The organism is Bartonella sp. B35(2025) (genome assembly GCF_053794465.1).
This window is the reverse complement of sequence record NZ_CP200035.1, coordinates 253,222-278,928: the sequence shown is the minus strand read 5'-3', so window position 1 is coordinate 278,928 and position 25,707 is coordinate 253,222. Positions and strand designations below refer to the sequence as shown.

Here is a 25,707-nt window from a genome sequence, read left to right as displayed (position 1 = left end):
TCATACCCGCATTTTCCGCACTGTCCGAATTTTATATCCTAAAATATTAAAAACGGTGTTAACGATACTAGCTGCATCAAGCCCAATACGTGAAAGAACCTTTTTTGGTGAACCATGATTTAAATATTCATCGGGAAATTTTAATGTGCGAACTTTTAAACCATATTCTAAAAGCCCTTCTTGCGCTAAAAATTGTAGTAAATGCGCTCCAAACCCACCCATTGCACCTTCTTCAATTGTTACTAATACTTCGTGTTCACGTGCCAAACGACGCATCAAATCTTTATCTAAAGGTTTTGCAAACCGTGCATCTGAAACAGTTGTAGATATCCCCTCTTTCTCTAACACATCCGCTGCTACCAACACTTCAGACAACAGCGTTCCAAAACAAACTAAGGCAACCCTACTTCCCTCACATAAAATACGCCCTTTACCAATCTGAAGCACATCACCCCGCTGTGGTAAATGCATTCCAATACCTTCACCACGTGGATAACGAAAAGAAATAGGCCCTTCATCATAAGCTGCTGCCGTACGTACCATATGCATAAGTTCAACTTCATCAGAAGGAGCCATAACAACAAATCCAGGAAGAGTTGTCAAAAAAACAATATCAAAGCTTCCAGCATGTGTTGCACCATCTGCTCCAACAAAACCTGCCCGATCAATTGCAAAACGTACTGGTAATTTTTGAATTGATACATCATGAATAATCTGATCATAAGCACGCTGCAAAAAAGTGGAATAAATTGCAACAAAAGGTTTATACCCTTCACAAGCAAGACCTGCAGCAAAAGTTACAGCATGCTGCTCAGCAATGCCAACATCAAACATCCTATTGGGAAATTGTTTAACGAAAGAATCAAGTCCTGTTCCAGTTGGCATAGCCGCTGTTACACCAATAATTTTATTATCGTGCATAGCTTCTTCTATTAAAGCTTTAGAAAACACCTTTGTATAAGGAAGAACATTACTTTGTGCTTTAACTTGCTTGCCTGTCACAACATCAAAGCGATTAACACCATGGTATTTATCAGATGATGCTTCCGCCGGTGCATAACCTTTGCCTTTATGAGTTACTACATGCACTAAAACAGGACCGTTGGGATATTCACGAACATTTTTTAAAATAGGTAACAGATACTTTAGATTATGACCATCTATAGGCCCAACATAGTAAAAACCAAGCTCATCAAATAAGGTTCCTCCTACCAAAAGACCACGTGCAAATTCTTCTGAACGACGTGCTTTATCCAAAAAGAACTTTGGTAATTTCTGACTCAAAATCTTTATTTGTTCACGCAAACTTCGGTAAGAAGGACGGGAAACTAATCGTGCAAGATGAGCACTCATAGCACCAGTAGGAGGTGCAATAGACATATCGTTATCATTAAGAATCACAATCAAACGTGCATCCAAAGCACCAGCATTATTCATCGCTTCATAAGCCATACCTGCAGACATAGCACCATCACCAATCACAGAAATGATGTTACGTTTTGTTTCTGCTTTCAAAGCACTAGCTACTGCCATACCAAGACCTGCTGAAATAGAAGTAGAAGAATGACCTGCACCAAATGGATCATAAATACTTTCTGAACGCTTTGTAAAACCTGATAACCCCCCCTCTTGGCGCAATGTGCGAATTTTATCTCTACGACCAGTTAAAATCTTATGAGGATAAGTTTGATGCCCAACATCCCAAATAATCTTATCATCTGGTGTATTAAAAACATAATGCAAAGCAATTGTTAATTCGACAACACCAAGCCCAGCACCAAGATGCCCCCCTGTTATAGAAACAGCATCTATTGTTTCAGCTCGTAACTCATCAGCTAACCTTATCAAATCAGACTCAGGCAATGCCCGCAAATCTTGTGGTAAGCGAATACGATCAAGCAATGGCGTTAATGGCCGAGACAAAAAAAACCCCTCATACTATTAATACAGTGAAATAGCTGACACACACCTTATCTTATTTTGTCCAAAATGTAGTGTATTTTTCATTGAAGTTCTTATCTCTTTAAGATTATCTACAGCTTTCACCATTTTAAACCTATTTTATAAGAAAAAAACTGATAAAATCTAGTTTTACAAATGAAATTACCTTGTCCTCTCTTACACAATAAATATAAAAGAATTCCTTAATATTATTCAGGATCAAGTGGCTCTATACCTTCGGGGTTCCCCATATCTGAAAATTGAATTTTTTCAACTTTAGCTTCAGCTGCCTTTAATAGCCTATCACAATGTTTTTTAAGAGTCTCACCACGCTCATAAAGATCAATTGATTTTTCTAAAGGAACATCTCCACGTTCTAAATCTTCAACGATCCCCTCCAATTGCTTTAACGCCTCTTCAAAACTTAACTCAGCAATATCCCCCTTTTTAAACTCTTGCTTCATACTATCCTCACAAAATATCTGTTCTAGCTATACTAATGCCAAAACCTTCTAAACCAACATAATGACGCTCTTTTGAGGCATAAACAATAACAGAACTAATTCCTAAATGTTTTAAAATCTGTGCTCCCAAACCAATTTGGTGCCATTCTTCTTCCCGCTCAATCGCCTGCACATGATTTTCTAAACTTTCTATTGCCATTTTTTGACTACCAATAGATAATGGGAGACCAACACCAACAGATCCTTCACGCAAATAAACAAAAACCCCACGTTTCTCTTTTTCTACCATACGCTGCATGATAGTTATAATATCTGACGATTGACTAAAAACATCATTCATAATATTTTCACGATGCAAACGTACAGGAATATCCTCACCATCACGGATATCACCAAAGACGATTGCAACATGCTGAACTTCTTCCCAAGGTAGTTGATAACTTTGAACAACCGCAGGACCTACCGCTGTATTAATATGCATTTCCCCAACATGCCTAATCAACATCTCTTTACGCTGGCGGTAAGCAATAAGATCAGCAACTGTAATCATATGTAACCGGTGATCTTGTGCAAATTTTATAACCTCATCTCCATGCTTAACACTGCCATCATCATTGACCAACTCACCAATAACACCAACTGGCGGTAAACCAGATAATTTACATAAATCAACTGCTGCCTCAGTATGTCCAGAACGCATTAGCACCCCTCCCTCATGTGCAATTAAAGGGAAAACATGTCCTGGACGGATAAAATCATTAGCACTGGCATTTAAATTAGCAAGATTACGAACGGTTAATGTGCGATCATGTGCTGAAATCCCTGTTGTTATCCCATGTTTAAAATCAACAGTAATAGTAAATTGGGTACGGTGTGCTGAATTATTATCCAACACCATAGGAGAAAGATTAAATCGTTGTGCTTCTTCTTTTGGCATAGGTGCACAAACAATACCCGTTGTATGGCGAATAATAAATGCCATCTTTTCTTCTGTACAATGAACAGCTGCAACAATTAAATCACCCTCATTTTCACGGTCATAATCATCGGTAACTACAACAATTTCACCACGTTCAAAAGCCCGGATAGCAGAAACAATTTTTTTTTGATCATACACCATTACTTACCTTTTGAATCAACCAACCTGACCGCGATGTCTCAGATAATGATCAGCAATAGCACAAGCAACCATTGCTTCACCAACAGGAACAGCTCGGATCCCAACACACGGATCATGACGTCCTTTCGTTACAACATTCACATCATTGCCATCAGTATCAACTGAACGACGGGGAATCAAAATTGATGAAGTAGGCTTAACAGCAAAACGTGCAATAATTGGCTGTCCACTTGATATTCCACCTAAAATACCACCAGCGTGATTAGATAAAAAAAGTGGTTTCCCATCACTTCCTATCCGCATTTCATCCGCATTTTCTTCACCTACTAAGCGTGCAACTGCAAATCCATCACCAATTTCAACACCTTTAACTGCATTAATAGACATTAATAATGACGCAATATCCTGATCAAGTTTTGCGTAAATAGGTGCACCTAAGCCAGCTGGAACATTTTCTGCAACAATTTCAACAATAGCTCCAACTGATGATCCCGCTTTACGTACTTCATTAATATAATTAGAAAAAACAGGTACTGCTTCTGAATCAGGTGTAAAAAAAGGATTATTATCAACCTCTGCCCAATCCCAACGATTACGATCAATATTATGAGGACCAATCGCTATCACAGCTCCTCGTACAATCAAACCAGGGACAATTTTACGTGCAATAGCACCTGCTGCAACACGCACAGCTGTCTCACGTGCTGAAGAACGTCCCCCTCCACGATAATCACGAATACCATATTTTATATTATAAGTGTAATCCGCATGTCCTGGGCGATATTGACCAGCAATCGTATTATAATCTTTAGAACGTTGATCTGTGTTTCGAATCAACATTGAAATTGGCGTTCCTGTTGTTACAAATGTTGTTTCATCATTTTGAAATATAGCACCAGAGAGCACCTCTACTTGATCTAATTCTTGGCGCTGTGTCGTATATTTTGACTGCCCTGGTTTCCGTTTATCAAGATAAGCTTGAATTTCTGCAAGAGTAAAAACAATTCCTGGAGGGCAACCATCAATAACACAACCAAGAGCAACACCATGGCTCTCCCCCCACGTCGTTACACGAAACAAATGACCAAATGTATTATGCGACATAAAAAACGACCTGTTTTTTCTTCAAATACACGCGATTATAGTATGTACAAAGCTACGCGTAATACAATTTATTCAAAGCTACTATTGACTATTTCAACGTTAATCAAATTACTATGAATAAGCAAAATCTTACAAACTAAACCCTATTCTTTAACGACAGAAATGTCTGGCGCATCAACAGCTTTCATACCTATGATATTATAACCTGAATCTACATGATGTACTTCACCTGTAACAGAGCGAGATAAATCCGAAAGAAAATAAAGAGCGGAATCACCTACCTCTTCAATTGTTACTGTACGCCGTAAAGGAGCATTATATTCATTCCATTTTAAAATATAACGAAAATCACCAATACCAGAAGCGGCTAATGTTTTTATTGGTCCTGCTGATATAGCATTAACACGAATATTTTTTGGTCCCAAATCCACGGCTAAATACTTTACGCTAGCCTCAAGAGCCGCCTTAGCAACACCCATCACATTATAATTAGGCACCACTTTTTCTGCACCATAATAGGTTAAGGTTAAAATTGAACCACCATCTGGCATTAACTTCTCTGCACGCTGAGTAACAGCTGTAAATGAATAAACAGAAATATTCATCGTCATCATGAAATTTGATTCACTGATATCAACATAGCGACCACTCAACTCATCTTTATCAGAAAAACCAATAGCATGAACTAAAAAATCAAGCTTTCCCCATTTTTTCTCTATTGTATTAAAAACTGCATCAATAGATGCACTATCGGAGACATCACAATGACCACAAACAATACCGTTTACTTCCTCAGCTAAAGGCTCAACACGTCTCTTCATTGCCTCACCTTGATAAGTAAAAGCAAGCTCTGCTCCTGCAGTACTAGCTGCCTTAGCTATTCCCCAAGCGATAGAGCGATTATTCGCTAACCCCAAAATTAAACCACGCTTGCTGCATAACAAACCATTACCATTAGCCATTAGCACTGCCTCATTGCTATTAGAAATCAATATTACTTACCTGCCTATGACATAGGTTAACTTTTTCTTCAAGTAATTGGTTCTAAATCGAGCCAAAACTACACTTTTTTATAATCAAAAATATGCTAACCTTTCTGCATTTGCAAAAATTGCTCTAATGCAGCATCACCACCTTCCGGTAACATAATACGAACATGTACATAAAGATCATCTCTTTTACCGTTTTTTAAACGAAGCCCTTTTCCTTTCAGCCGTAAAACACGATCAGAACTTGACCATGCAGGAATAGTTAAAACTACACGCCCCTCCAAAGTCTCAATCTCTTCTTTCGCTCCCAGAACAGCATGCTTAAGGGAAACCGGTAAATCAAGATGAAGCTCTCTTCCTTCAACCCGTAACCGAGGGTGCTTCTGAATGTGAATAGTTACCAATGCATCTCCCGCTTTTCCGTAAGCCACCTCTTCTCCCTGACCTTTTAAACGAATGGTTTGTCCATCTTCAACATAATCCGGGAGCTTAATTTTTAATTTTTTTCCATTTGGAAAAGAAGCTTCCACCTTTTCTGCACCAATTATTTGCTCCAATGTTACCGTAAGATTGGCACGAACATGAGCTCCTTGTTGGGGATGACTGTATTGCGCAGAATTTGAAAAGCTCCCTCCTCTCCCAAACAGATCACGAAAAATATCACTCGCATCAAAACTTGTATCACCTGATGAACCAAAATCAAATCCCTTTGCTTCTCCTGAAAAGGGATTATATTTATTTCTAAAATTTCCACCAGTACTATAAGATTGATAAAGCGGTTTTCCTTCCATATCAATTTCACCGCGGTCAAATTGTGCCCTTTTATCTTTATCGCCTATAATTTCATAAGCTTGATTAATTTCAGAAAACCTTTCTTTAGCTTTTACATCATCCATATTGTGGTCTGGATGATACTTCTTCGCTAATCTTCTGAATGCAGATTTAATCTCTTGCGGTTTCGCGGTGCGATCCACACCTAGAACCGTATAGGGATCACGCATATTATCCTCTTTTCAATCTTTTCGTTTTCAAGATAATCAATTGATACGTTTTTCAATATTCTTTACAACTTTATTAATTATTTCGTAGAATAATTTTTCCTTTATGTTATATGTCCACAAAGAAACTAAAATACCAGATACAATAGATATTTTTATATCTAATATAGTTCATTGCATTTTATGCTCAAGATAAATTAAAATACCATAAAAATACATGACGACATTACCTTTTTGAAATAAGAAAGTACCAGTACTTTATTTCTTCATGACGAAGTTAATCAAAGAATGCCTCACTCATACTCACTGACATTTGGAAAAATTATGAGCAATAAAGCACAAACAGATGATGATTTTATGAAAATGAAAGAACCTTTTACACTTTTCACAAATTGGTTTGAAAAAGCAAAAAAGAGCGAAATTAATGATCCTAATGCTATGGCATTAGCAACAGTTGATGAAACAGGCTTACCTAATGTTCGTATGGTTCTTTTAAAAGATTTCAGTTCCCAAGGCTTCGTCTTTTATACTAACTATGAAAGCTGCAAAGGACAAGAAATTTTAAAATCAATGAAAGCATCTTTAGGTTTTCACTGGAAATCACTACGCCGTCAAGTTAGAATTAGAGGCATTGTTGAAAAGGTTAATACCAAAGAAGCAGATGTATATTTTCAATCACGTCCACGTAATAGTCAAATTGGTGCATGGGCATCCAAACAATCTCAGCCATTAGAAAACGATTTTATCCTCGAAAAAGCAGTTGCTAAATATACTACACGTTATGCAGTAGGAAATATTCCACGCCCACCCCATTGGTCCGGCTTCCGAGTTCAGCCTCTTTCGATCGAATTTTGGTGTGATCGCCCATTCCGTTTACATGATCGCCTACTTTTTACACGTAATTCTATTGAACACGTTGAATGGAAAAAACAAAAACTTTACCCTTAATCCTCCCAATTTTATAATGTGAAACATTTTCCTCCATAACAACTAAACAGTCATGTGCAAAATAAGATTAGGTATTGATTTTAGTATAAACCGGAAAAATGTATCCCTTGTATAACACAGCATTTAGCAAAAATTTCCTGACAACTATATGATTTAGATAAAATCTATAATTATAGGATCATGCAAATAAAAATAAAGTCTTCAGTAAGAGTTCAGCAAATCAAGAGCAAAACATAGAAAATTGAAATATATCCTATACACTCTGTATCCTACTAAAGTAAGTAGCAATTAATGCTATAGCAATTTATTAAAATATTATAATAATAGTTTGTTTTAATTCATTTTTGTAAATTAATAAAATCTAATAAAATAGTAATATTGTATAAACAAAAACTTAAAGTTAGAATAAAAAAATTCTGGTCATAGGACACCAACAGATCTTTCTGTTCTACCACCACATAACACATAATTTTATTTTTATGTTATTATTCCTAAATTACAGGGTGAAGTGCTATCCATATACCACCGCATACCAAACCAGCAAAGATTAAAAACCCAACAAATGAATTTGATTTAAAAAGCTTTAAGCATTGCAAACTGTTATCTATATCAATAACTTTAATTTGAATAAACATGTGGATACTTGCAACAAAAAGCCCCAAAAAGCTAAGAATGGGAACTTGTGCCAAATAAAATGCCAAACTAACTAAGACCACAAAACCACTATACAAAAATATTAGGGCACGCTTAGTACCTTTACCAAAGAGAAGTGCCGTTGAACGTACACCAACAGTGGCATCATCTTCTTTATCTTGGTGCGCATAAATTGTATCATATCCCATCGTCCACAAGACTGACCCCAGATAAAGTAAGACAGGTGCCCAACTCAAACTTCCATGCACAACTGCCCATCCCATTAATGCCCCCCAATTAAATGCTATACCTAAAAAAAATTGTGGCCAATATGTCACACGCTTCATAAAAGGGTAAACTGCAACCGCCACCAATGACGAAATACCTAGAAAAAAACTAAACATATTAAATTGCGATAAAATGCCTAAACCAACCAAGCATTGTATCAATATAAAAACTTTTGCCTGAAACCGACTCACATGACCTGTTGGCAATGGACGAGAACGTGTCCGTTCTACCTGAGAATCAATTTTATGATCAATGAGATCATTCCAAGTACACCCTGCACCCCGCATAGCTATGGATCCTAGAAAAAAAAGAAAGAGATACCAAAACCAATTAACTAATTCTGATAAAAAAGATAATTGAAGCATTTCATAAGAAAGAAAAGCCATGGTTGTCGACCAAAAACAAGGCCACATCAATAACTGCCATCCTATAGGCCTATCCCAGCGTGCTAATTGAGCATAAAACCACAAAGAGCATGGAAGAAAATAGTAGACCCATTGTCTAGAAGATGCATCCATAACCCTTCCTTGATTCTCACAGGATTGAATACGTGCAATATTTTTACTTTTTTTCATCAAATGGTTTCACCTTTAGTCTTGCGATAAAAGTATTTCATTCTTATGACAAGAAAACTGTTTTAATCATCTTTCGTAGTAGGAACAAACAATGAATATTCTTCTTATCGGCTCAGGTGGACGAGAACATGCTTTAGCATGGAAGATAGCAGCATCACCACTACTAACAAAATTATATTGTGCTCCTGGAAATCCTGCAACAATGGAATTTGGTGAAAATATTGATTTGAACATTGATAACCATTCTCTTATAATTGATTTTTGTAAAGCATATTCTATTGACTTAGTGATTATTGGTCCAGAAGCACCATTGGTTGCGGGTATAACAGACTCTCTTAACAGTGCTAACATCTGTGTATTTGGCCCCACTCAAAAAGCTGCTCAATTAGAAGGTTCAAAAGCCTTTACAAAAGATTTATGCCATAAAAATAACATTCCCACAGGAGCTTACCAATGCTTTAACGATGCTTTAAAAGCTAAATCCTATATTCGTCGACAAGGTGTTCCTATTGTTATTAAAGCTGATGGTTTAGCTGCCGGTAAAGGCGTTGTTGTTGCAGTAACAATGGAAGAAGCATTTAATGCAGTTGATGCTTGCTTTAAAAATATGTCCGGTAATGCTGAAGGAAAAATTGTTGTAGAATCTTTTCTTGAAGGTGAAGAAGTAAGCTTTTTCTGTCTTTGTGATGGTAAAATTGCTATTCCTTTTGGATCTGCACAAGATCACAAGCGTGTTGGTGATGGTGATACTGGAGCTAATACCGGCGGCATGGGAGCTTATTCACCAGCTCCCATTATGACTCAAGAAATGATTAATCGCACTTTAAAAGAAATTGTTGAACCAGTTCTATATAACATGGATAAAATGGGAGCCCCTTTTAAAGGCATTCTCTTTGTTGGATTAATGATAACACAGAAAGGACCTGAATTAATTGAATTTAACGTACGATTTGGTGATCCTGAATGTCAAGTTTTAATGATGCGCCTAAAAGATGACATTCTTCCAATTCTCTTTGCAGCAGCTCAAGGAAATCTTGAAAAAAAACCTATTCAGTGGTCTGAAAAAACTGCTTTAACTGTTGTTATGGCTGCTAAAGGTTACCCAGATTCTCCTCAAAAGGGCACAATTATTCGCAATATTGATAAAGCAAACGCTCTCCCCAATGTAAAAGTTTTTCAAGCTGGCACAGCATTACGCAATGGAGAAATAATTGCTAATGGTGGACGTGTCTTAAATATAACAGCAACAGGAAAAACCGTTACGCATGCACAAAAACGTGCCTATGAAGCTGTCGATTGTATAGACTGGCCAGAAGGTTTTGTTCGCTATGATATTGGATGGCGAGCTATTGCGCGAGAAAAATCAACCCTTTAAGCTTTCTTTTTCATAATTTTATAATTTTGCGTAATAGAATCATGTACAAATCTATTGACCATTTTGTATTTCTAATAAATCTTAAAAAGATGTTAATTTTTTCCTTAAATAATAAAATACCATGAAACTATACTATTCATAGCAATCATAAAATAAATAAAAAAGTAAGCTTTCTGAGCATGAAATTGTGAAATTCACCTGCTTAATCATTTATTACTATTTTTATTTAAGATTTATGTACTTGATTACTTTTCATAAATGATCTTTTTTTACCAAGCTTAAAGATAAGTGCAATACACTGTCATTGTTTTTGCGTGAAATAGATCATAATTTTCTTTTTATTGTTGTCGAATACAACTTTAATTACAGTCAATAAAAACGCAGAAAATAGCTCAGTAAACCATCTATCCGTACAATGAAAAAATTGATGATATTAATATTATTGTAGTACAATTTTATTAGCAATTACCAGACGTAAACCCAATGAATTACTGTAACGAAGCAAAAAATGTTTTTGTTTAGAGTGCAGTGCCGTACAAAAAAAACGACGTAAATCAGAACGATCTTTTACAACTATAACACTATTATCTTCATTGACCATAAGCATAGGAAGTCCATAAATATCCGCCCATAATCGCCAATCTAAAAGAACATTATTCAAATCTCTAGAAACTAAAAGCGGGATACAAGCTTCTTCATCTCCATGAAGCAACTCTAATGAAACAGCTCTTTCTCCTGCAAGAGTTTTCACTGTACGCGCTGCAATTCCTTTAAAATGGTAAGCCGGCACTAAATGTGATAAGCTTGAAAGAGTATCCGTTTTCAAAAAAACACCACGCTCACTTAACAAACAAATCACCTGATTTCCTGTTTTTGATGAAATATACGTCGTTGCGTGTGGCAGATGACACGGATCTAACCGAAATTCAAGCCTCACTTTTGCCTGATTAAAGCATTGATTAGCCATATGTATAGTGTCCCAATTTTATTTTAACAACATATACCCTCTGATAGTTTCTCTTCATTGGATTATTAAAAGATTGAATAAAAAACAACTAGTTTCTTTTTTGATTATTAAAATCTAAACAAAAATACGTAAAAAAGTTTATTATTCTTGAGTTATAATATTTTACCAGGGTTCATAATTCCTAAAGGATCAAGCATTTTCTTAATTCCTTGCATAATATCTAACGCAACAGGTGATTTGAAAATACGAAGTTCCTCACGCTTAAGCTGGCCAATTCCATGCTCCGCAGAAAATGTTCCCTGATAACGCATTACTAAACTATGAATATGGTGATTCATTTGTGACCATAGCTGTAAAAATTCTACAGCATCCACTCCAACGGGCTGTATAACATTATAATGCAAATTACCATCACCCATGTGCCCAAAACAAACCACCCGTGCACCCGGAGCAATATCTTCAACGATAAGAGCCGCTTCAGAGATAAAATCGGGAATGGAAGCAACAGGCACTGCAATATCATGCTTAATAGATACTCCTAATAACTTTTGTGCATATGACATACTTTCACGCAATTGCCAAAAAAACTCTTGTTGACTTAATGATTGAGCAATGACTGCATCTTCTATCACAGCATTCTTTAAAGATTCTTCTAAAATAATATTTAATACTGATAATGCCTCATCATCGCCCTGCAATGATGAAATATTAATTAATGCATACCATTCATGCTCATGTTCAAAAAAGAATCTTTCACACATCTTATAATCTAAAGCTATCTGTAAGCTTAGTTTTCCCATAATCTCAAAACCAGTCAACGTCTTCTCGCCATAGCATTGAGCAAGAGATAAAAACTCTAGAGCTTTAGCTGGGCTGCGTAAACCTACAAAAGCAATCGCTCTTCCTTTGAATTTTGGAAAAAGCTTTAAAACTGCTGCGGTTATAACTCCTAAAGTGCCTTCTGCACCAATGAAAAGATTTTTTAAATCATAACCGCTATTGTCTTTCTTCACAAAACGCAAATCATCCAAAATACGACCATCAGGTAAAACAACTTCTAAACCAAGACAAAGATCACGCATATTGCCATAAGCTAAAACAGCTGTACCTCCAGCATTAGATGACAGATTTCCTCCTATCTGACACGAACCTTCCGATCCCAAAGAAAGAGGAAAAAAACGACCTGATTCATCTACCTTTTTCTGTAAATTATGTAAAATAACGCCAGCCTCCACCACAGCAAAATTCCCTTCAAGATTAATACATTTAATCTTATTTAATCGTTCCATGGATAAAATAACGCTGTTCCCATTTTCATCAGGTTGTTGTCCCCCCACAAGACCTGTATTTCCTCCCTGAGGTACAATTGGTGTGCGCGTTTGGCTAGCTAATTGCATAATTGATGATACTTCTGCGGTGGAAGATGGTCGTAAAAGCAACGGTGTTTTTCCATGAAAAAGTCCACGCTCTTCAAGTAGATATGGTGCAATCGATATTTGATCCGTTATAGCATGTGCAGCACCGACAATATTTTTAAAGCACTCAATCAAATCCTGCTCCATATTTATTTCTCCTTTGGAGCCGCAGCTCGTATTAAACGATCATTAATAGCCTCACCTAGTCCATAAGAAGGAATAGGTTCTACCGCAATACAATTCACTTTAAGTGAATCCAATTTCTGCATATATTCAAATAAATGAGATGCTGCCTCTTGCAATTGCCCACTTTCACTAAGATTTAGAACAGAAACAGCATTTTCAACACCCATAATACGTTTGGGCCCAAATGCTAAAAGTGCTTCTCCATTTTCTACCTTTTTCACATTCAAACGAATCTCAGTATTGGGTGCATAATGCGACTTTAACATACCTGGTGCCTCAATTGCTGCTTGCTGATCTTGCCGTTTCAGTAATTTTCCTGTAGTTTCTTCAATTTTTTCGGCAGCGAGTCCCCCAGGACGCAAAAGATAAATATTGTCACCAAAAACCTTTATAATTGTTGATTCAAGACCTATTTCAGGAAACCCTCCATCGATAATTAAAGGAACAGATTCTCCCAAAGATGCGAAAACAGCTTTGGCTGAAGTAGGGCTAAGGCACCCTGATCGATTTGCACTAGGCGCAGCTAAAGGTCGACCTAAATACTGTACAATTTCTGCAAAAATACTACTTGGAAAACGAACAGCTAGTGTATTAAGACCAGAAGTAGTTAAAGAATGAATATTATGATTTTCCTTTAAAGGTAAGACTAATGTTAAGGGACCTGGCCAAAATGCTTCCATTAATCGGCGTGAAAGATCATCAATTTCAACATAACATTCTGCCATAGTGATACTGCTGACATGCACAATAAGAGGATTAAATTGTGGTCGTCTCTTTGTAGAAAAGATAGAAGCTACCGCCTTCCCATTGGTCGCATCACCGGCCAATCCATAGACAGTTTCTGTTGGTAGAGCTACTAACTTTCCCTTTTTAAGAAGTGTAACTGCCTTTTTTATCGAAGCACTATTGAGAGGCAGAATTGTCATGACATATCATTCCTGTGACGTTCTTTGATCGGTGCAAAACTATAACGATGTAATCCTACAACTGGTCCATATTTATTAAGAGCAACACGATGTGCTAGAGTTGCATAACCTACGTGCTTCTCTAAACCATAAGCTTTATAAGTCTGCCCAGCGCATTCCATCATCCGATCACGCGTTACTTTAGCAATAATAGATGCTGCTGCAATTGAAACTGAACGCTGATCACCTTTAATCAAAGCAATTGCAGGACATGACAAATGAGAGGGAAGATCGCGTCCATCAACTAGTGCATATTGAGCTGGAACTGCTAATCCTTTAATACAGCGACACATTGCTTCTAAAGTTGCTTTTCTGATATCAGACTGATCAATCGTACGAGCACAAAGACTAGCAATCGAAATTGCTAATGCACTTTGCAAAATTTCATAATAAAGTTCGTTGCGTTGTCGTACAGAAAGTTTTTTTGAATCATTCAACCTATCCGGAATATGGTCTTTATCCAAAATAACTGCAGCTGTGACTACAGGTCCAGCTAAAGGACCACGTCCAACTTCATCAACACCTGCTATATGAAAAAATCCCTGTTTCTGTAAATCTAATTCATATAAAAAATTTGGTTTAGGTGGCAAATTAAATACATTTAATAAATTATCGATATAATGAGACATATATATATTGTTGCACCACCGCCCATTTTTCGCAAGCTCTACAGCAAAAATAGCTTACCTAAAGTGTCTCCATGACCTTCATGAAAACACAAAAGGAAAAGACTATATTCATGAAGTATCTAGCAGAAATTGATTCCTTTAAATATTATCCATTGCATCTTCTATACCTCTGGGTAAATTTGAAAAATAAATTTTATTAACTACCGATCGTAATATGTAGTATTACCATTACCAAGAAAAATCTCTTATTTTATATTCCCTGCTTTAAGATCTTCCTAAAGTTACGATAGGTTTAACAAACCAATCTGGATGCATTGATTTAATAAAAAAAGCTGCCTGCTGTGCTGCTTGCTTATCTTTAAAAATACCAAAGCAAGTTGCACCCGTCCCAGACATACGAGAAAAAAGAGAACCACTCTCATCTAACGCATGTAAAACATCAGATAATTGAGGTGCAATTTTTAATGCAGGAGCAAAAAGATCATTACGCGTTTCTTGTAAAGCTTCAACCAATGAATAAACTGTCCTTAAAGCTGCTGGATCAATTTTCAAAAAAGAACAATCACGTTTCTCTAAAGTCTCAAAAACGGATTTTGTTTCAATATGCTGACCATGATTAACCAATACCATTGCAAGAGAACAAACCTTTTCTAGCCGTGTTATGTCTTGCCCAATTCCTTTAACAAAAAGCGGTTGCTGATATTCCAATGCAATAAGGCACATTGGCACATCGGCACCAAGCACTAAGCTCATTTCTGCTAATTTCTCACAAGAACAATCAAGACTCCATTGCTGACGCAACATGCTTAAAACACCAGCAGCATTACCCGAACCACCACCTATTCCTGAAGCAACAGGTAACACTTTAACAAGCTGAAAAAAGGTAGATTGAGCATGTTTAGGAAATGTCCTACACATAAAATCGTATGCACGAATAACCAAATTACTTGTATTAGAATCTAGCTTATCTGCAAAAGGACCTGTTAAAACAAAACGATCACTTCCAAAGGGCATACAGCTCAAATAATCACCGTTAAGACTAAAATAGACCAAACTTTCTATTAAATGATAACCATCGCTACGCTGCCCCACAACGTGCAAAGCCAAATTCAACTTGATAGGTGTAAACACATAATAACAACCTTTGAACACAGCTTATGTATCCAACATCATTTGATGTAATATTCACCGGTGTGAGGATCTCTTACCAATGTACCTCTCGGATCTACATGCGGCTTAGCTTTTACATGATAAACATGCTTTAATCGCTTCTTAACCAAATAGCAAATGTGAAGAATTATAATAAAAATTAAACTAGATACAATCGTTCGTATCATCTTAAGTCTTTTTCCTTCTAACAGTCATTCTTAAGTAAAATTATCAACTAAATCTAGTATAGATCGAATCACTCTTCCAATCATAAACCATAACGCTGCCAAAGCGCTCGCTCTTCTGCTGCCATCAATGCATTATTGACAGTTACATAAGCTGCATTAGCAACAACTCCTGAAGGAATTTTTGGTCCTAAAAGACTCTTTGGAGGAGAAATTAAGCGAAGTTTTGTATCACGACCAAATCGCTCTTTAATAACAGAGCGTATATCATTTAATCCATCAATTAAACCAAGTTCAACGCCTTTCTTTCCACTCCAAAACATTCCTGTAAAAATATCTGGATCATCTAATAACTTCTCTGCACGCCGCTCCTTAACCAAATTGATAAAAGTTTGGTGGACTTCGAGTTGCAGAGATTTTAAATGTTCAATACCCATCTTTTTTTCTGGCTGAAATGGATCTAACACCACTTTGTTTTTTCCAGCCGTGTAGACACGACGTTCCACACCAATTTTTTTCAAAAGCTCAGGAAAACCAAAAGAAGCTGAAACAACCCCTATAGAACCGACAATTGAAGCAGGATCAGCAAAAATTTCATCCCCTGCACAAGCAATCATATATCCCCCTGATGCAGCTACATCTTCAATAAAAACAAGAACCTGTTTCTTTTTTTCTTCTGCTAAATCACGAATACGCTTGAATATAAAATGTGATTGCACAGGTGAACCACCAGGAGAATTAACAATAATAGCAACAGCCGGTGCTTTTTTGTAAGAAAAAGCTTTGTCTAAAAGGCTCGCACACCTACCTAATGAAAGTGTACGCGTTATCGATGATGCTGAATCCATAATCGCACCGTGAAGACGTACCACTGGAATCTCAAGTTTACTGGAATAAAAAGAGTGTGGAATAAGATTTTTGATAGCGTTAATCAAAATGAAATTTCCTTATACGTTGGGTAAAATCTAATAAGTAAGGGAAACAAAAAAGAAAAGCATAACTGTATAAAAAAGCACCAATAAAAGCCAAAACCGTAAATCCTAACCCGAATTCACCCCAAATTAAAATCCCCTTTAAAAAAATTAAAGGCTTAAGCTGAATTTAAATAATAAACTGGAAAACACAAGACATCATTTTAAAAGTTCCCACAAACTTATACGCCCATTATTAATTGCATCAATCTGCGGAGAAAAAGCATGACCATCACTATCATGCATAACCAGCCGTGGCAACATGGATAAGACTGCTCGACTTCCCCGTTTTGCATAAAATAAAATACGTATTGCAGCTGTTGCAGCACGTGCATGTATAGGAATTATACAAATACCACCAAAGCGCCCTTCCAAAGCATGCAATATATCAGTCAGTGATTGTGGACGTGCAATTAACCCCAAATATCCACCTGGCTTAACAATTGCTGCCGCGCTTCGTAACCAATTGTCAAACATCGCTTCAGGCATAACATGCGCCTCAAATTTTTGTTCATCAGGTGTTTTGCGATCCGTAGGATTATTAAAAGGCGGATTCATAATCGCAAAATCAAAAGTATTATCTACTAAACCTGATTCTAAGCGAATCTTACCTCTAGAAGTAACATCTGCTTTTAATAAACAAATTCGATCAGAAATTCTTTCATTTTGTTTTAGCATAAGCGTTTTCTGAGCATAAGATACCATAAAATCTGACCGCTCAACTAATGTTACACGAACATCCAAACAACGTGAGGCAACTGCCAATCCTGCAGCACCAGCACCAGCACCTAAGTCAACAACCTTGCCCTTAAAATTACTAGGAACTAAACCCGCTAATAACATAGCGTCCATACCAGAACGATGGCCACGCAAACGTGGTTGAACTAAATAAAACTTCCCGTGATGAAACCCATCTATCGTTTCATCATTATGATTCGCCATTTTATCCATTTAAAAGAAGCTTAAGAAGCATTTCTATAATCCAAACTTATACTTTTCAATTATTATTTAAACAAAGCTTATTGTTTAAACAAAGCTGTTTTAAATTTCTCTCATCATTTTATAACAATTATATTATCCAAGTACAAAAACATTTGTTACAGATATCATTCAAGATTCATATTTTAAAATGGTATCAAGGCTTGAGTCAAAGCAAGACCCCCTTTATGCTATGGCAAAAAATAGAATTTATATTTATATATGTATTTATTGCAATACTCTAGGAGTCAATATATTGAGTGCTGCCACAAAATCAGATCAAATAAGAAATAATCAAATTTCTCTTCAATCCCTCATTAATCTTACTAAAAATGACATGGAGCGTGTAAATCAACTTATTCTCTCTATGGCACAATCAGATGTTGTAATGATCCCTGAAATTTCCAACCATCTTATTTCATCAGGTGGAAAACGATTACGTCCAATGATCACGTTAGCTTCTGCTCACATGTTTGGCTACCAAAATGATGGACATATAAAGCTCGCCACAGCAGTTGAATTTATGCATACAGCAACTTTATTACATGATGACGTGATCGATGAAAGTGATTTACGGCGTGGAAAATCGACTGTACGAATGATTTGGGGAAACCAAGCAAGTGTACTTGTTGGTGACTTCTTGTTGGGGCAAGCATTTAAAATGATGGTTGATGTTGGTTCTATAGAAGCACTTTCTATTTTAGCAAACGCTGCAGCAATTATTGCTGAGGGAGAAGTCATGCAACTTGCTGCCACAAAAAATATAGAAACCAACATTTCAGATTATCTCAAAATCATCAACGCAAAAACAGCCGCACTTTTTTCAGCTGCTGCTGAAGTTGGACCAATTATTGCTGGTTATGAACATAGAGAACGTTCTGCATTACGTGAATATGGAACTTTGTTAGGTTTAGCTTTCCAGTTAATTGATGATGCACTTGATTATGGTGGAACTGCCAAACATTTGGGAAAAAATATCGGTGATGATTTCCGAGAAGGTAAAATAACGATGCCTGTTATCCTCGCATATACAAGGGGTAATGCTGTGGAAAAAGCATTCTGGAAACAAGCTCTTGAAAACGGCAATAACAATGATGAAGCGTTCACATACGCACAACAATTGATAGAAAAATATGAAAGTCTCACAGACACAATAGAGCAAGCACGTATCTATGGAAAGCGTGCAACTGATGCTCTTTCTTCAATGAACAAAAACCCCGCTTATAATGCCCTAGTCGAAACTGTTAATTTTTGTATTGATCGTGTAAATTGATCATTTACAAAAATAACAATATTTTTCAAAAAAGTAACTGGATATGATTTATAAACTATACAGTCAATTAATTATCTTAAGAAAGATTAGCTTTATATATAGTGCAGTAATATCCTACTTTTTTACTCTCTTTATCGCGGGTATCATGCTGATATTATCGCTTACCTACAGCAAAATTTATGCCGCTATCAGTACAAATTCATTTACAGGTGCTTACTTGGCTGGAAGAGTTGCAAATCATGAAAACAAAACAGATCTTGCCATCGATTATTTTAAAAAAGCACTCACTTATAAACCTGATAACATTGAAACACAAACAGAAATCCTTGAGGCAATGCTGTCTACAGGTGCCTTTAAAGAAGCTGCTAAACAAGCTCAAAAACTCAAAGAACAAGGTATTATAACTCCCTTTGTTTCTTTAACGTTATCGGTAGACAATCTCATCAAAAAAGACTACGAAAATGTCAGGCCTCTTCTACAATTAAAAGCACCTCCCACTGCTAATAACCCAGTACCTGAATTAATCGGTGCTTGGGCCATGTTCGGATCCGGATATCAATCTCAAGCAATCGCTGATCTTGAAAAAATCCAAGGGCCTGCTTGGTATAGATTTTTTTTATGTTACCATCTTGCACTCATGAGCGACCTGGCAGAGCGTACACAGGATGCACAAAAATATTTTACTCAAGCACTCAATAATCAACAAGGTGCTCTTATAGCTCCTAATACCTATGAACATATTATTATAGCCTATGCCTCATTTCAATTACGTCATAAAATGCGTAATCAAGCAATTCAGACTCTCAAGCATGGCGAACGGATGTTATCAAACCGAGATCTACTCAAAAATATCCAGAAAAAAATCGAAAAAGGTGCTTCCCTAAAAAGGATGGTTCAAACACCTCAACAAGGAGTAGGGGAAGTATTGTATAATTTTGGAACAGCCCTTAACCACAACAACTCAGAACGAATTGCACGCATTTTCAACCAATTATCTTTAATCTTGTATCCTCAAAATGACGCAATACTGTTTCACTTAGCAAATATTTCTGCTAAACTAAATGATCTCAATAGAGCAATTAAGTTTTATCGTGCTTTACCGTCCAGCTCCTCTTATTATAAAAGTGGGCAGCTGCGTCTTGCACTCATTTTTGCAAATAACAATAATCACAATGAAGCCATCAAATTACTTACATTACTAAAGAAAAAATTCCCGAGTGATCGTGATATTTTTATGACACTAGCTGCTATTTATATGCAGGAAAATAAATTTGCTGATGCTGCAAAAATTATGGATCATGCTATCAAACAGATAAAAAATTTTCAACAAGATGATTGGCAACTCTTTTATCAACGCGGTATTGCTTTCGAACGTTTAAAGCAATGGCCAAAAGCTGAAGTTGACTTAAGAAAAGCACTTGAGTTTTTTCCTGATCAACCACAAGTACTTAATTATCTAGGCTATTCACTTGTTGATCGCAATCAAAAACTTGAAGAATCGCTTCATTTCTTACAAAAAGCTTCTGCATTACAATCGAAAGAGAGCCATATTTTAGACTCTCTAGGGTGGGCTTATTATAAACTTAAGCAATATGACCAAGCTGTTCAAATATTAGAAACTGCTGTCAAATTACAACCTGAGGATCCAATATTAAATGATCATTTAGGTGATGCCTATTGGAAAGTTGGGCGAAAACGTGAAGCAATATTTCAATGGAATCACGCAATTAATGAAAAATCAGAAAATTCTAAAAAAATCCAAGAAAAATTAAAATTTGGCTTGCAATAAATAACAATGCTTAACAATAATCATACGAAACAATAGATATTAATGAAGTATAAAATTCTCTAAATCTCTATCTATTCATCAAACATTAAAGAGTATAAAGTGTGACACTGCCTAAATATCTCAACCCTATATGTTCTTTTCAAGGACTTATTTTAACTTTGCAAAATTATTGGGCTCACTATGGGTGTGCCATTCTGCAACCTTATGATATGGAAGTTGGAGCTGGAACTTTTCATCCAGCAACAACACTGCGTTCGTTAGGTCAAAATTCTTGGAAAGCAGCTTATGTACAACCATCTCGTCGGCCAATAGATGGACGATATGGTAAAAATCCGAATCGTTTACAGCACTATTATCAATTCCAAGTACTTCTCAAACCTTCTCCTCCAAATTTACAAGAACTTTACATCGAATCACTACAAGCTATCGGACTTGATACAAAACTTCATGATATTCGCTTTGTTGAAGATGATTGGGAAAGCCCAACACTTGGTGCTTGGGGACTTGGATGGGAATGCTGGTGTGATGGAATGGAGATCTCTCAATTCACCTATTTTCAACAGGTTTGTGGTATTGAATGTGCACCAGTTTCAGGAGAAATTACCTATGGACTTGAGCGTCTAGCAATGTACATTCAAGGTGTTGATAATGTCTATGATCTTAACTTTAATGGTTTGGATGGAGAAAACAAAATAAGTTATGGAGACATTTTTTTACAAGCAGAACAAGAATATTCATACTACAATTTTGAATTTGCTGATACCAAACTACTGCATCAACATTTTATTGATGCAGAACGCGAATGTATTGCACTTCTTGAAGCTGGTAAGCCAAATAAAAAAAACAGCTTACATCTTTGTGTTTTTCCAGCTTATGACCAATGTATTAAAGCTAGCCATATCTTTAATCTTTTGCAAGCACGTGGCGTTATTTCTGTTACTGAACGACAAAGTTATATTCTTCGTATTCGTGATCTGGCACGCCGCTGTGGGGAAGCCTTCTTACTTACTGAAATTGGTCAAACTCACACTAAAGGAGAATCCTAATGTCTGATCTTCTTCTTGAACTTTTCAGCGAAGAGATCCCTGCTCGTATACAAAAAAAGGCTGCCGCCGACCTAAAAAAATATATTACGGATCAACTTGTGAATGCAGGCCTGACTTATGAAGCTGCTCGTGAATATTGGACACCCCGTCGTCTAACATTAGATTTACGCGGTCTTCCTATGCGCTCAAAAGATATCTATGAAGAACGTAAAGGCCCCAGTACAAAATCACCACAGCACGTAATTAATGGCTTTTTACGTACAACAGGACTCAGTGATATTTCTGAAGCTCATATTGGTCATGATAAAAAAAAGGGCGATTTTTATATCGCTAAAATTACTAAAAAAGGCCGGAATACAGAAGAAATTATTACTGAAATTGTACCGAATATTATTCGCAACTTTCCATGGCCAAAATCTATGCGTTGGGGCAAAGATTCAGCAAAAAGCGGGTCACTAAAGTGGATTCGACCTTTACAAAACATTCTTTGTATCTTCGGACCAGAAATTGGTGAGACACATGTTATTCCATTTACAGTTGGTTCCCTTAAAAGCAATAATCTGACTTATGGTCACCGTTTCTTAAGTGATGGGAAACCTATACAAATCCGCCGCTTTGACGATTATATCACCCATCTTGAAACCAATAAAGTCATTCTGGATGCGGAAAGACGAAAAAACATTATCTTAGCAGATGCTCAAAATCTCTGCTTTGCAAACGGCCTAGAACTGGTTCAAGATGATGCTCTTTTAGAAGAAGTTGCAGGACTTGTTGAATGGCCAGTTGTTCTTATGAGCCATTTTGATAAATCCTTCCTCGATATTCCTCCAGAAATTATTCGCTTAACTATCCGAGCTAATCAAAAATGCTTTGTAACCCGCAAACAAAGTGAAAAAGTTAAACTTTCTCATCATTTTATTCTTGTCTCTAATATTCTTGCAAGTGATGAAGGTAAAGAAATTTCTAAGGGAAATAGCAAAGTTGTATGTGCACGTCTTTCTGATGCACTCTATTTTTGGCAGACAGATCAACGTGATTTGCCCAATATAAAACATTTAAAACCCTCTGCTAAAAAATTTGATCTTGATTTGAATAAACCTCTTGATCAAAGAATGGCGCAACTTGATCACTTAAATGTAATTTTCCATGCAAAATTAGGTACACAAGGTGCAAGAATAGAACGAATTGCCTCTCTGTCACAAAAGATTGCACCTCTTGTACAAGCAGATCCTCTATTAGCCAAACGTGCAGCAGTACTTGCAAAAGCCGATTTACAAACAGAAATTGTCGGAGAATTTCCTGAACTGCAAGGATTAATGGGATGTAAATATGCACTTCTTCAAGGAGAAAATCTTCACGTAGCTGAAGCAATCGAAGGCCATTACAAACCTCAAGGGCCAACAGATCATACTCCACAAGAACCTATTGCTATAACAGTCGCATTGGCTGATAAAATCGATACACTTGTTGGTTTTTGGCTTATTAATGAAAAACCAACTGGCTCAAAAGATCCCTATGCATTAAGACGAGCAGCATTAGGAATTATTAGGCTTGTGCTGTTACGTGACTGGAAAATTAATCTTATGCCAATTTTAAATTTGGCAATGAATCTTTTTTTACAGCAAAAAATTAAAGATATGGCATTCTTAACAGAATCAACAAAATCGCAAGATATGCTTCCAGAAAAAATAGAAAATATTTTATCAGATCTGTTATTCTTTTTTCATGAACGCCTGAAAATCTACCTAAAAGAACAAGGTGCTCGTTATGATGCTATCGAAGCGATCTTAAGCAAAGATTCTGATAATTTTTTATTAGTTGCACGCCATGTCGAGGCACTTATCGCCTTCATAAATACAAACGATGGAAACAATTTTCTTTCTGCGATAAAACGTACTGTTAACATTCTTGAAAATGAATTCCAAAAAGGTACAATAATAGCGAATAAAATTAACCCTGAATTTTTTATAAAAATAGAGGAAAAACAACTCTATCAAGAAATCATTAAAATAGAAAAAGAGATTTGTAACAATACTAATACAGAAGATCTATCACTTGCACTCAGTACGCTAGCACCGCTTGGAAAAAGTATCGATATATTTTTCAAAAAAGTACTAGTAAATGATGAAAATTCCAATATTCGCGCTAATCGTCTTGCTCTTCTTAAGCATGTTTCTACTGTAGCACAAACAGTTGTAGATTTTTCAAAAATTGTAGTCTAGAATTTTACTTTTTATAAAATAAAAACAACAAAGGCCAAAAATCACACTTTGTTATTTTTAGTGCTCTTATCATTAAATATCTTTAAAATATTATAAAATAACTTCATCGTAATTCTTAGATAATTTCAAAAAATTACATAACTGTAATGTAAATGGCACTTCAACAACACTGATCAAAAATTGAGTAAATTGCCAGAAACAAAAGCTAAAATAGATAAAGATAAGAAAATTTTATCTGCCTTAAAAAAGAATTGTGTTACCTAAAATCAGCTTTTTAAATTTATAAAATGACTATTAATTAAGGTACGCTTTCATTTTAGTAAGAGATTCTTCAACAAGAGATTCCTTAATGAGCTCATGAGCTTTTTTAGAATTGAGTTCCTTTGCGATAAGTGTGCATGCAGCAGAAACCGCTAAATCAATAGCAGATGAAGAAACCATACGTACAGCATCAATTTCTGCTTGAGCGATCTTTTGCTCTGCCAACTTATTGCGATTTTTTACATACTCTTCTGCTTTTCTACGAGCCTCAGCAACAACAGCCTCAACCTCACGCTTAGCTGCAGCAATAATCTCTTGCGCATCTTTCTCCGCTTCTGCATGCTTACGCTGATATTCAGCTAGCACCTCCTGTGCCTCTTCACGAAGACGCAGAGCCTCATCAAGCTCATCCTTTATACGCTTTGCTCGCGCATCAAGATGGTGTACAATCATCTTTGGAATTTTAAAATAAACTAAAAGAGCTACAAAAATAACTAACCCAATAAAAGCCCAAAAAGTATCAGTCATTCCTTTAATCCTCAGTAACCTGCAGCTTTAACAGCTGACTTAACAGATTCTTCACTGACATCAACATCGATTAATTTTTTCACAATTTCAAGAGCTACTTCTTCAGCAATTGAACCAATATTATACATAGCTTTATCTCTAATTTTTGCTATCTGCTTTTCGGCATCCGTTAATTTTTTCTCTAGACTTGCTTCAATTTCTTTTCGCTCAAACTCAGCTTTTTCTTTTATTTGCTCACCAGCCACCCTCGCTATACTATGAGCTTGTAAACGAGCTTCTGCTAATTTCCGCTCATAAGTTTCAACCACAATATCTGCTTCTTGCTTCATGCGCATTGCTTGATCCAAATCAGATGCAATGCGATCTCGGCGTGTTTCAATAATATTACCAATACGTGGTGCAATCACACGAGAGATAAAGAAATAGAAAAACCCAAAAGAAATTGCCAACCAAAAGAGGTGCGAACTGAAATACACAAAATCAAAAGGTGGAAATACACGATCCACAACCCCTGACACGTTCTCGATATGCTCTATCATTGTTTCAGTGGCCTTTGCATAAGCGCTGGAAATAAACATTCTCTTTTATCCTTCAAACAACTTATTAAGATCTTTTATTACTCAATGGCAACTGACTAATATTCTTTCCATAAAAAATTAAAAGGGTAAATCTGCTTCTCATGTAGAGAACAAATATACCCTTTTTAAA

22 protein-coding genes are annotated in these 25,707 nt (G+C 36.3%); 6 read left to right on the top strand and 16 right to left on the bottom strand.

Annotated elements, in window-relative coordinates; genetic code table 11:
* The 6 genes from dxs to V4P56_RS01080 form a co-directional block, all read right to left on the bottom strand.
* Positions 1-1,923 carry a 1-deoxy-D-xylulose-5-phosphate synthase gene (gene dxs, locus V4P56_RS01105; RefSeq protein WP_455482259.1) on the bottom strand — a complete coding sequence of 641 codons (1,923 nt, stop codon included), beginning with the start codon at positions 1,921-1,923 and terminating at the stop codon, positions 1-3.
* Between the two features lie 227 nt (positions 1,924-2,150).
* On the bottom strand, positions 2,151-2,405 hold the full coding sequence (locus V4P56_RS01100; protein ID WP_455482258.1) for an exodeoxyribonuclease VII small subunit: 255 nt from the start codon (positions 2,403-2,405) through the stop codon (positions 2,151-2,153).
* Positions 2,406-2,412: 7 nt separating this feature from the next.
* A complete protein-coding gene (gene ribB, locus V4P56_RS01095) occupies positions 2,413-3,525 on the bottom strand; it encodes a 3,4-dihydroxy-2-butanone-4-phosphate synthase (protein ID WP_455482257.1) in 1,113 nt (370 codons plus the stop codon).
* Between the two features lie 15 nt (positions 3,526-3,540).
* Positions 3,541-4,629 carry a chorismate synthase gene (gene aroC, locus V4P56_RS01090; RefSeq protein WP_455482256.1) on the bottom strand — a complete coding sequence of 363 codons (1,089 nt, stop codon included), beginning with the start codon at positions 4,627-4,629 and terminating at the stop codon, positions 3,541-3,543.
* 143 nt (positions 4,630-4,772) lie between these two features.
* Positions 4,773-5,591, bottom strand: a complete 819-nt coding sequence (fabI, locus tag V4P56_RS01085; RefSeq protein ID WP_455482255.1) for an enoyl-ACP reductase FabI — start codon at positions 5,589-5,591, stop codon at positions 4,773-4,775.
* 125 nt (positions 5,592-5,716) lie between these two features.
* Complete coding sequence (locus tag V4P56_RS01080) at positions 5,717-6,619, bottom strand: DnaJ C-terminal domain-containing protein (RefSeq protein ID WP_455482254.1); 903 nt, start codon at positions 6,617-6,619, stop codon at positions 5,717-5,719.
* A 321-nt stretch (positions 6,620-6,940) separates the two neighbouring features.
* Between V4P56_RS01080 and pdxH the strand changes: the two genes are divergently transcribed.
* A complete protein-coding gene (pdxH, locus tag V4P56_RS01075) occupies positions 6,941-7,564 on the top strand; it encodes a pyridoxamine 5'-phosphate oxidase (RefSeq protein WP_455482626.1) in 624 nt (207 codons plus the stop codon).
* 491 nt (positions 7,565-8,055) lie between these two features.
* Here pdxH and ubiA read toward each other — a convergent pair whose 3' ends face one another.
* Entirely contained in the window at positions 8,056-9,060 is a 1,005-nt protein-coding gene (gene ubiA / locus V4P56_RS01070) for a 4-hydroxybenzoate octaprenyltransferase (protein WP_455482253.1), read from the bottom strand.
* Between the two features lie 91 nt (positions 9,061-9,151).
* Here ubiA and purD point away from each other — a divergent pair, with 91 nt between their 5' ends.
* Positions 9,152-10,435 carry a phosphoribosylamine--glycine ligase gene (purD, locus tag V4P56_RS01065; protein ID WP_455482252.1) on the top strand — a complete coding sequence of 428 codons (1,284 nt, stop codon included), beginning with the start codon at positions 9,152-9,154 and terminating at the stop codon, positions 10,433-10,435.
* A gap of 439 nt (positions 10,436-10,874) precedes the next feature.
* Here purD and V4P56_RS01060 read toward each other — a convergent pair whose 3' ends face one another.
* The 7 genes from V4P56_RS01060 to V4P56_RS01030 form a co-directional block, all read right to left on the bottom strand.
* Positions 10,875-11,402, bottom strand: a complete 528-nt coding sequence (locus V4P56_RS01060) for a DUF6101 family protein (protein ID WP_455482251.1) — start codon at positions 11,400-11,402, stop codon at positions 10,875-10,877.
* Between the two features lie 152 nt (positions 11,403-11,554).
* Positions 11,555-12,964, bottom strand: coding sequence for an FAD-binding oxidoreductase (locus V4P56_RS01055; RefSeq protein WP_455482250.1), 1,410 nt, complete (start codon positions 12,962-12,964; stop codon positions 11,555-11,557).
* 2 nt (positions 12,965-12,966) lie between these two features.
* Entirely contained in the window at positions 12,967-13,929 is a 963-nt protein-coding gene (locus V4P56_RS01050; protein WP_455482249.1) for an L-threonylcarbamoyladenylate synthase, read from the bottom strand.
* Entirely contained in the window at positions 13,926-14,597 is a 672-nt protein-coding gene (locus V4P56_RS01045) for a ribonuclease HII (RefSeq protein WP_455482248.1), read from the bottom strand. The genes V4P56_RS01050 and V4P56_RS01045 overlap by 4 nt, the downstream gene beginning before the upstream one ends.
* A 264-nt stretch (positions 14,598-14,861) precedes the next feature.
* Positions 14,862-15,728 carry a 4-(cytidine 5'-diphospho)-2-C-methyl-D-erythritol kinase gene (locus tag V4P56_RS01040; RefSeq protein ID WP_455482247.1) on the bottom strand — a complete coding sequence of 289 codons (867 nt, stop codon included), beginning with the start codon at positions 15,726-15,728 and terminating at the stop codon, positions 14,862-14,864.
* A gap of 286 nt (positions 15,729-16,014) precedes the next feature.
* The gene (locus tag V4P56_RS01035; RefSeq protein WP_455482625.1) at positions 16,015-16,863 is read right to left on the bottom strand and encodes a S49 family peptidase; all 849 of its coding nucleotides are present in this window, start codon (positions 16,861-16,863) and stop codon (positions 16,015-16,017) included.
* A 198-nt stretch (positions 16,864-17,061) separates the two neighbouring features.
* Positions 17,062-17,853 carry a tRNA1(Val) (adenine(37)-N6)-methyltransferase gene (locus tag V4P56_RS01030; RefSeq protein ID WP_455482246.1) on the bottom strand — a complete coding sequence of 264 codons (792 nt, stop codon included), beginning with the start codon at positions 17,851-17,853 and terminating at the stop codon, positions 17,062-17,064.
* Positions 17,854-18,136: 283 nt separating this feature from the next.
* Between V4P56_RS01030 and V4P56_RS01025 the strand changes: the two genes are divergently transcribed.
* The 4 genes from V4P56_RS01025 to glyS all read left to right on the top strand — a co-directional run bounded on the left by V4P56_RS01025 (position 18,137) and on the right by glyS (position 24,210).
* Entirely contained in the window at positions 18,137-19,153 is a 1,017-nt protein-coding gene (locus V4P56_RS01025) for a polyprenyl synthetase family protein (protein WP_455482245.1), read from the top strand.
* A gap of 94 nt (positions 19,154-19,247) precedes the next feature.
* Complete coding sequence (locus tag V4P56_RS01020) at positions 19,248-20,942, top strand: tetratricopeptide repeat protein (RefSeq protein WP_455482624.1); 1,695 nt, start codon at positions 19,248-19,250, stop codon at positions 20,940-20,942.
* A 101-nt stretch (positions 20,943-21,043) separates the two neighbouring features.
* The gene (locus tag V4P56_RS01015) at positions 21,044-21,988 is read left to right on the top strand and encodes a glycine--tRNA ligase subunit alpha (RefSeq protein WP_455482244.1); all 945 of its coding nucleotides are present in this window, start codon (positions 21,044-21,046) and stop codon (positions 21,986-21,988) included.
* Positions 21,988-24,210, top strand: a complete 2,223-nt coding sequence (gene glyS / locus V4P56_RS01010) for a glycine--tRNA ligase subunit beta (protein ID WP_455482243.1) — start codon at positions 21,988-21,990, stop codon at positions 24,208-24,210. The genes V4P56_RS01015 and glyS overlap by 1 nt, the downstream gene beginning before the upstream one ends.
* A 294-nt stretch (positions 24,211-24,504) precedes the next feature.
* Here glyS and V4P56_RS01005 read toward each other — a convergent pair whose 3' ends face one another.
* Positions 24,505-24,999: a F0F1 ATP synthase subunit B gene (locus V4P56_RS01005; RefSeq protein ID WP_455482242.1), complete on the bottom strand. Its 495-nt coding sequence runs from the start codon at positions 24,997-24,999 to the stop codon at positions 24,505-24,507.
* 11 nt (positions 25,000-25,010) lie between these two features.
* Entirely contained in the window at positions 25,011-25,577 is a 567-nt protein-coding gene (locus V4P56_RS01000) for a F0F1 ATP synthase subunit B (RefSeq protein WP_455482241.1), read from the bottom strand.
* Between the last annotated feature and the right edge of the window lie 130 nt (positions 25,578-25,707).

Excerpts from the sequence above, each read along its gene's own strand:
- ubiA (WP_455482253.1), bottom strand. The coding sequence starts at position 9,060 with ATGAAAAAAAGTAAAAATATTGCACGTATTCAATCCTGTGAGAATCAA.
- fabI (WP_455482255.1), bottom strand. The coding sequence starts at position 5,591 with ATGGCTAATGGTAATGGTTTGTTATGCAGCAAGCGTGGTTTAATTTTG.
- V4P56_RS01055 (WP_455482250.1), bottom strand. The coding sequence starts at position 12,964 with ATGGAGCAGGATTTGATTGAGTGCTTTAAAAATATTGTCGGTGCTGCA.
- V4P56_RS01060 (WP_455482251.1), bottom strand. The coding sequence starts at position 11,402 with ATGGCTAATCAATGCTTTAATCAGGCAAAAGTGAGGCTTGAATTTCGG.
- V4P56_RS01045 (WP_455482248.1), bottom strand. The coding sequence starts at position 14,597 with ATGTCTCATTATATCGATAATTTATTAAATGTATTTAATTTGCCACCT.
- purD (WP_455482252.1), top strand. The coding sequence starts at position 9,152 with ATGAATATTCTTCTTATCGGCTCAGGTGGACGAGAACATGCTTTAGCA.
- V4P56_RS01080 (WP_455482254.1), bottom strand. The coding sequence starts at position 6,619 with ATGCGTGATCCCTATACGGTTCTAGGTGTGGATCGCACCGCGAAACCG.
- V4P56_RS01030 (WP_455482246.1), bottom strand. The coding sequence starts at position 17,853 with ATGGATAAAATGGCGAATCATAATGATGAAACGATAGATGGGTTTCAT.
- V4P56_RS01050 (WP_455482249.1), bottom strand. The coding sequence starts at position 13,929 with ATGACAATTCTGCCTCTCAATAGTGCTTCGATAAAAAAGGCAGTTACA.
- V4P56_RS01005 (WP_455482242.1), bottom strand. The coding sequence starts at position 24,999 with ATGACTGATACTTTTTGGGCTTTTATTGGGTTAGTTATTTTTGTAGCT.
- pdxH (WP_455482626.1), top strand. The coding sequence starts at position 6,941 with ATGAGCAATAAAGCACAAACAGATGATGATTTTATGAAAATGAAAGAA.
- ribB (WP_455482257.1), bottom strand. The coding sequence starts at position 3,525 with ATGGTGTATGATCAAAAAAAAATTGTTTCTGCTATCCGGGCTTTTGAA.
- glyS (WP_455482243.1), top strand. The coding sequence starts at position 21,988 with ATGTCTGATCTTCTTCTTGAACTTTTCAGCGAAGAGATCCCTGCTCGT.
- V4P56_RS01100 (WP_455482258.1), bottom strand. The coding sequence starts at position 2,405 with ATGAAGCAAGAGTTTAAAAAGGGGGATATTGCTGAGTTAAGTTTTGAA.
- aroC (WP_455482256.1), bottom strand. The coding sequence starts at position 4,629 with ATGTCGCATAATACATTTGGTCATTTGTTTCGTGTAACGACGTGGGGG.
- V4P56_RS01000 (WP_455482241.1), bottom strand. The coding sequence starts at position 25,577 with ATGTTTATTTCCAGCGCTTATGCAAAGGCCACTGAAACAATGATAGAG.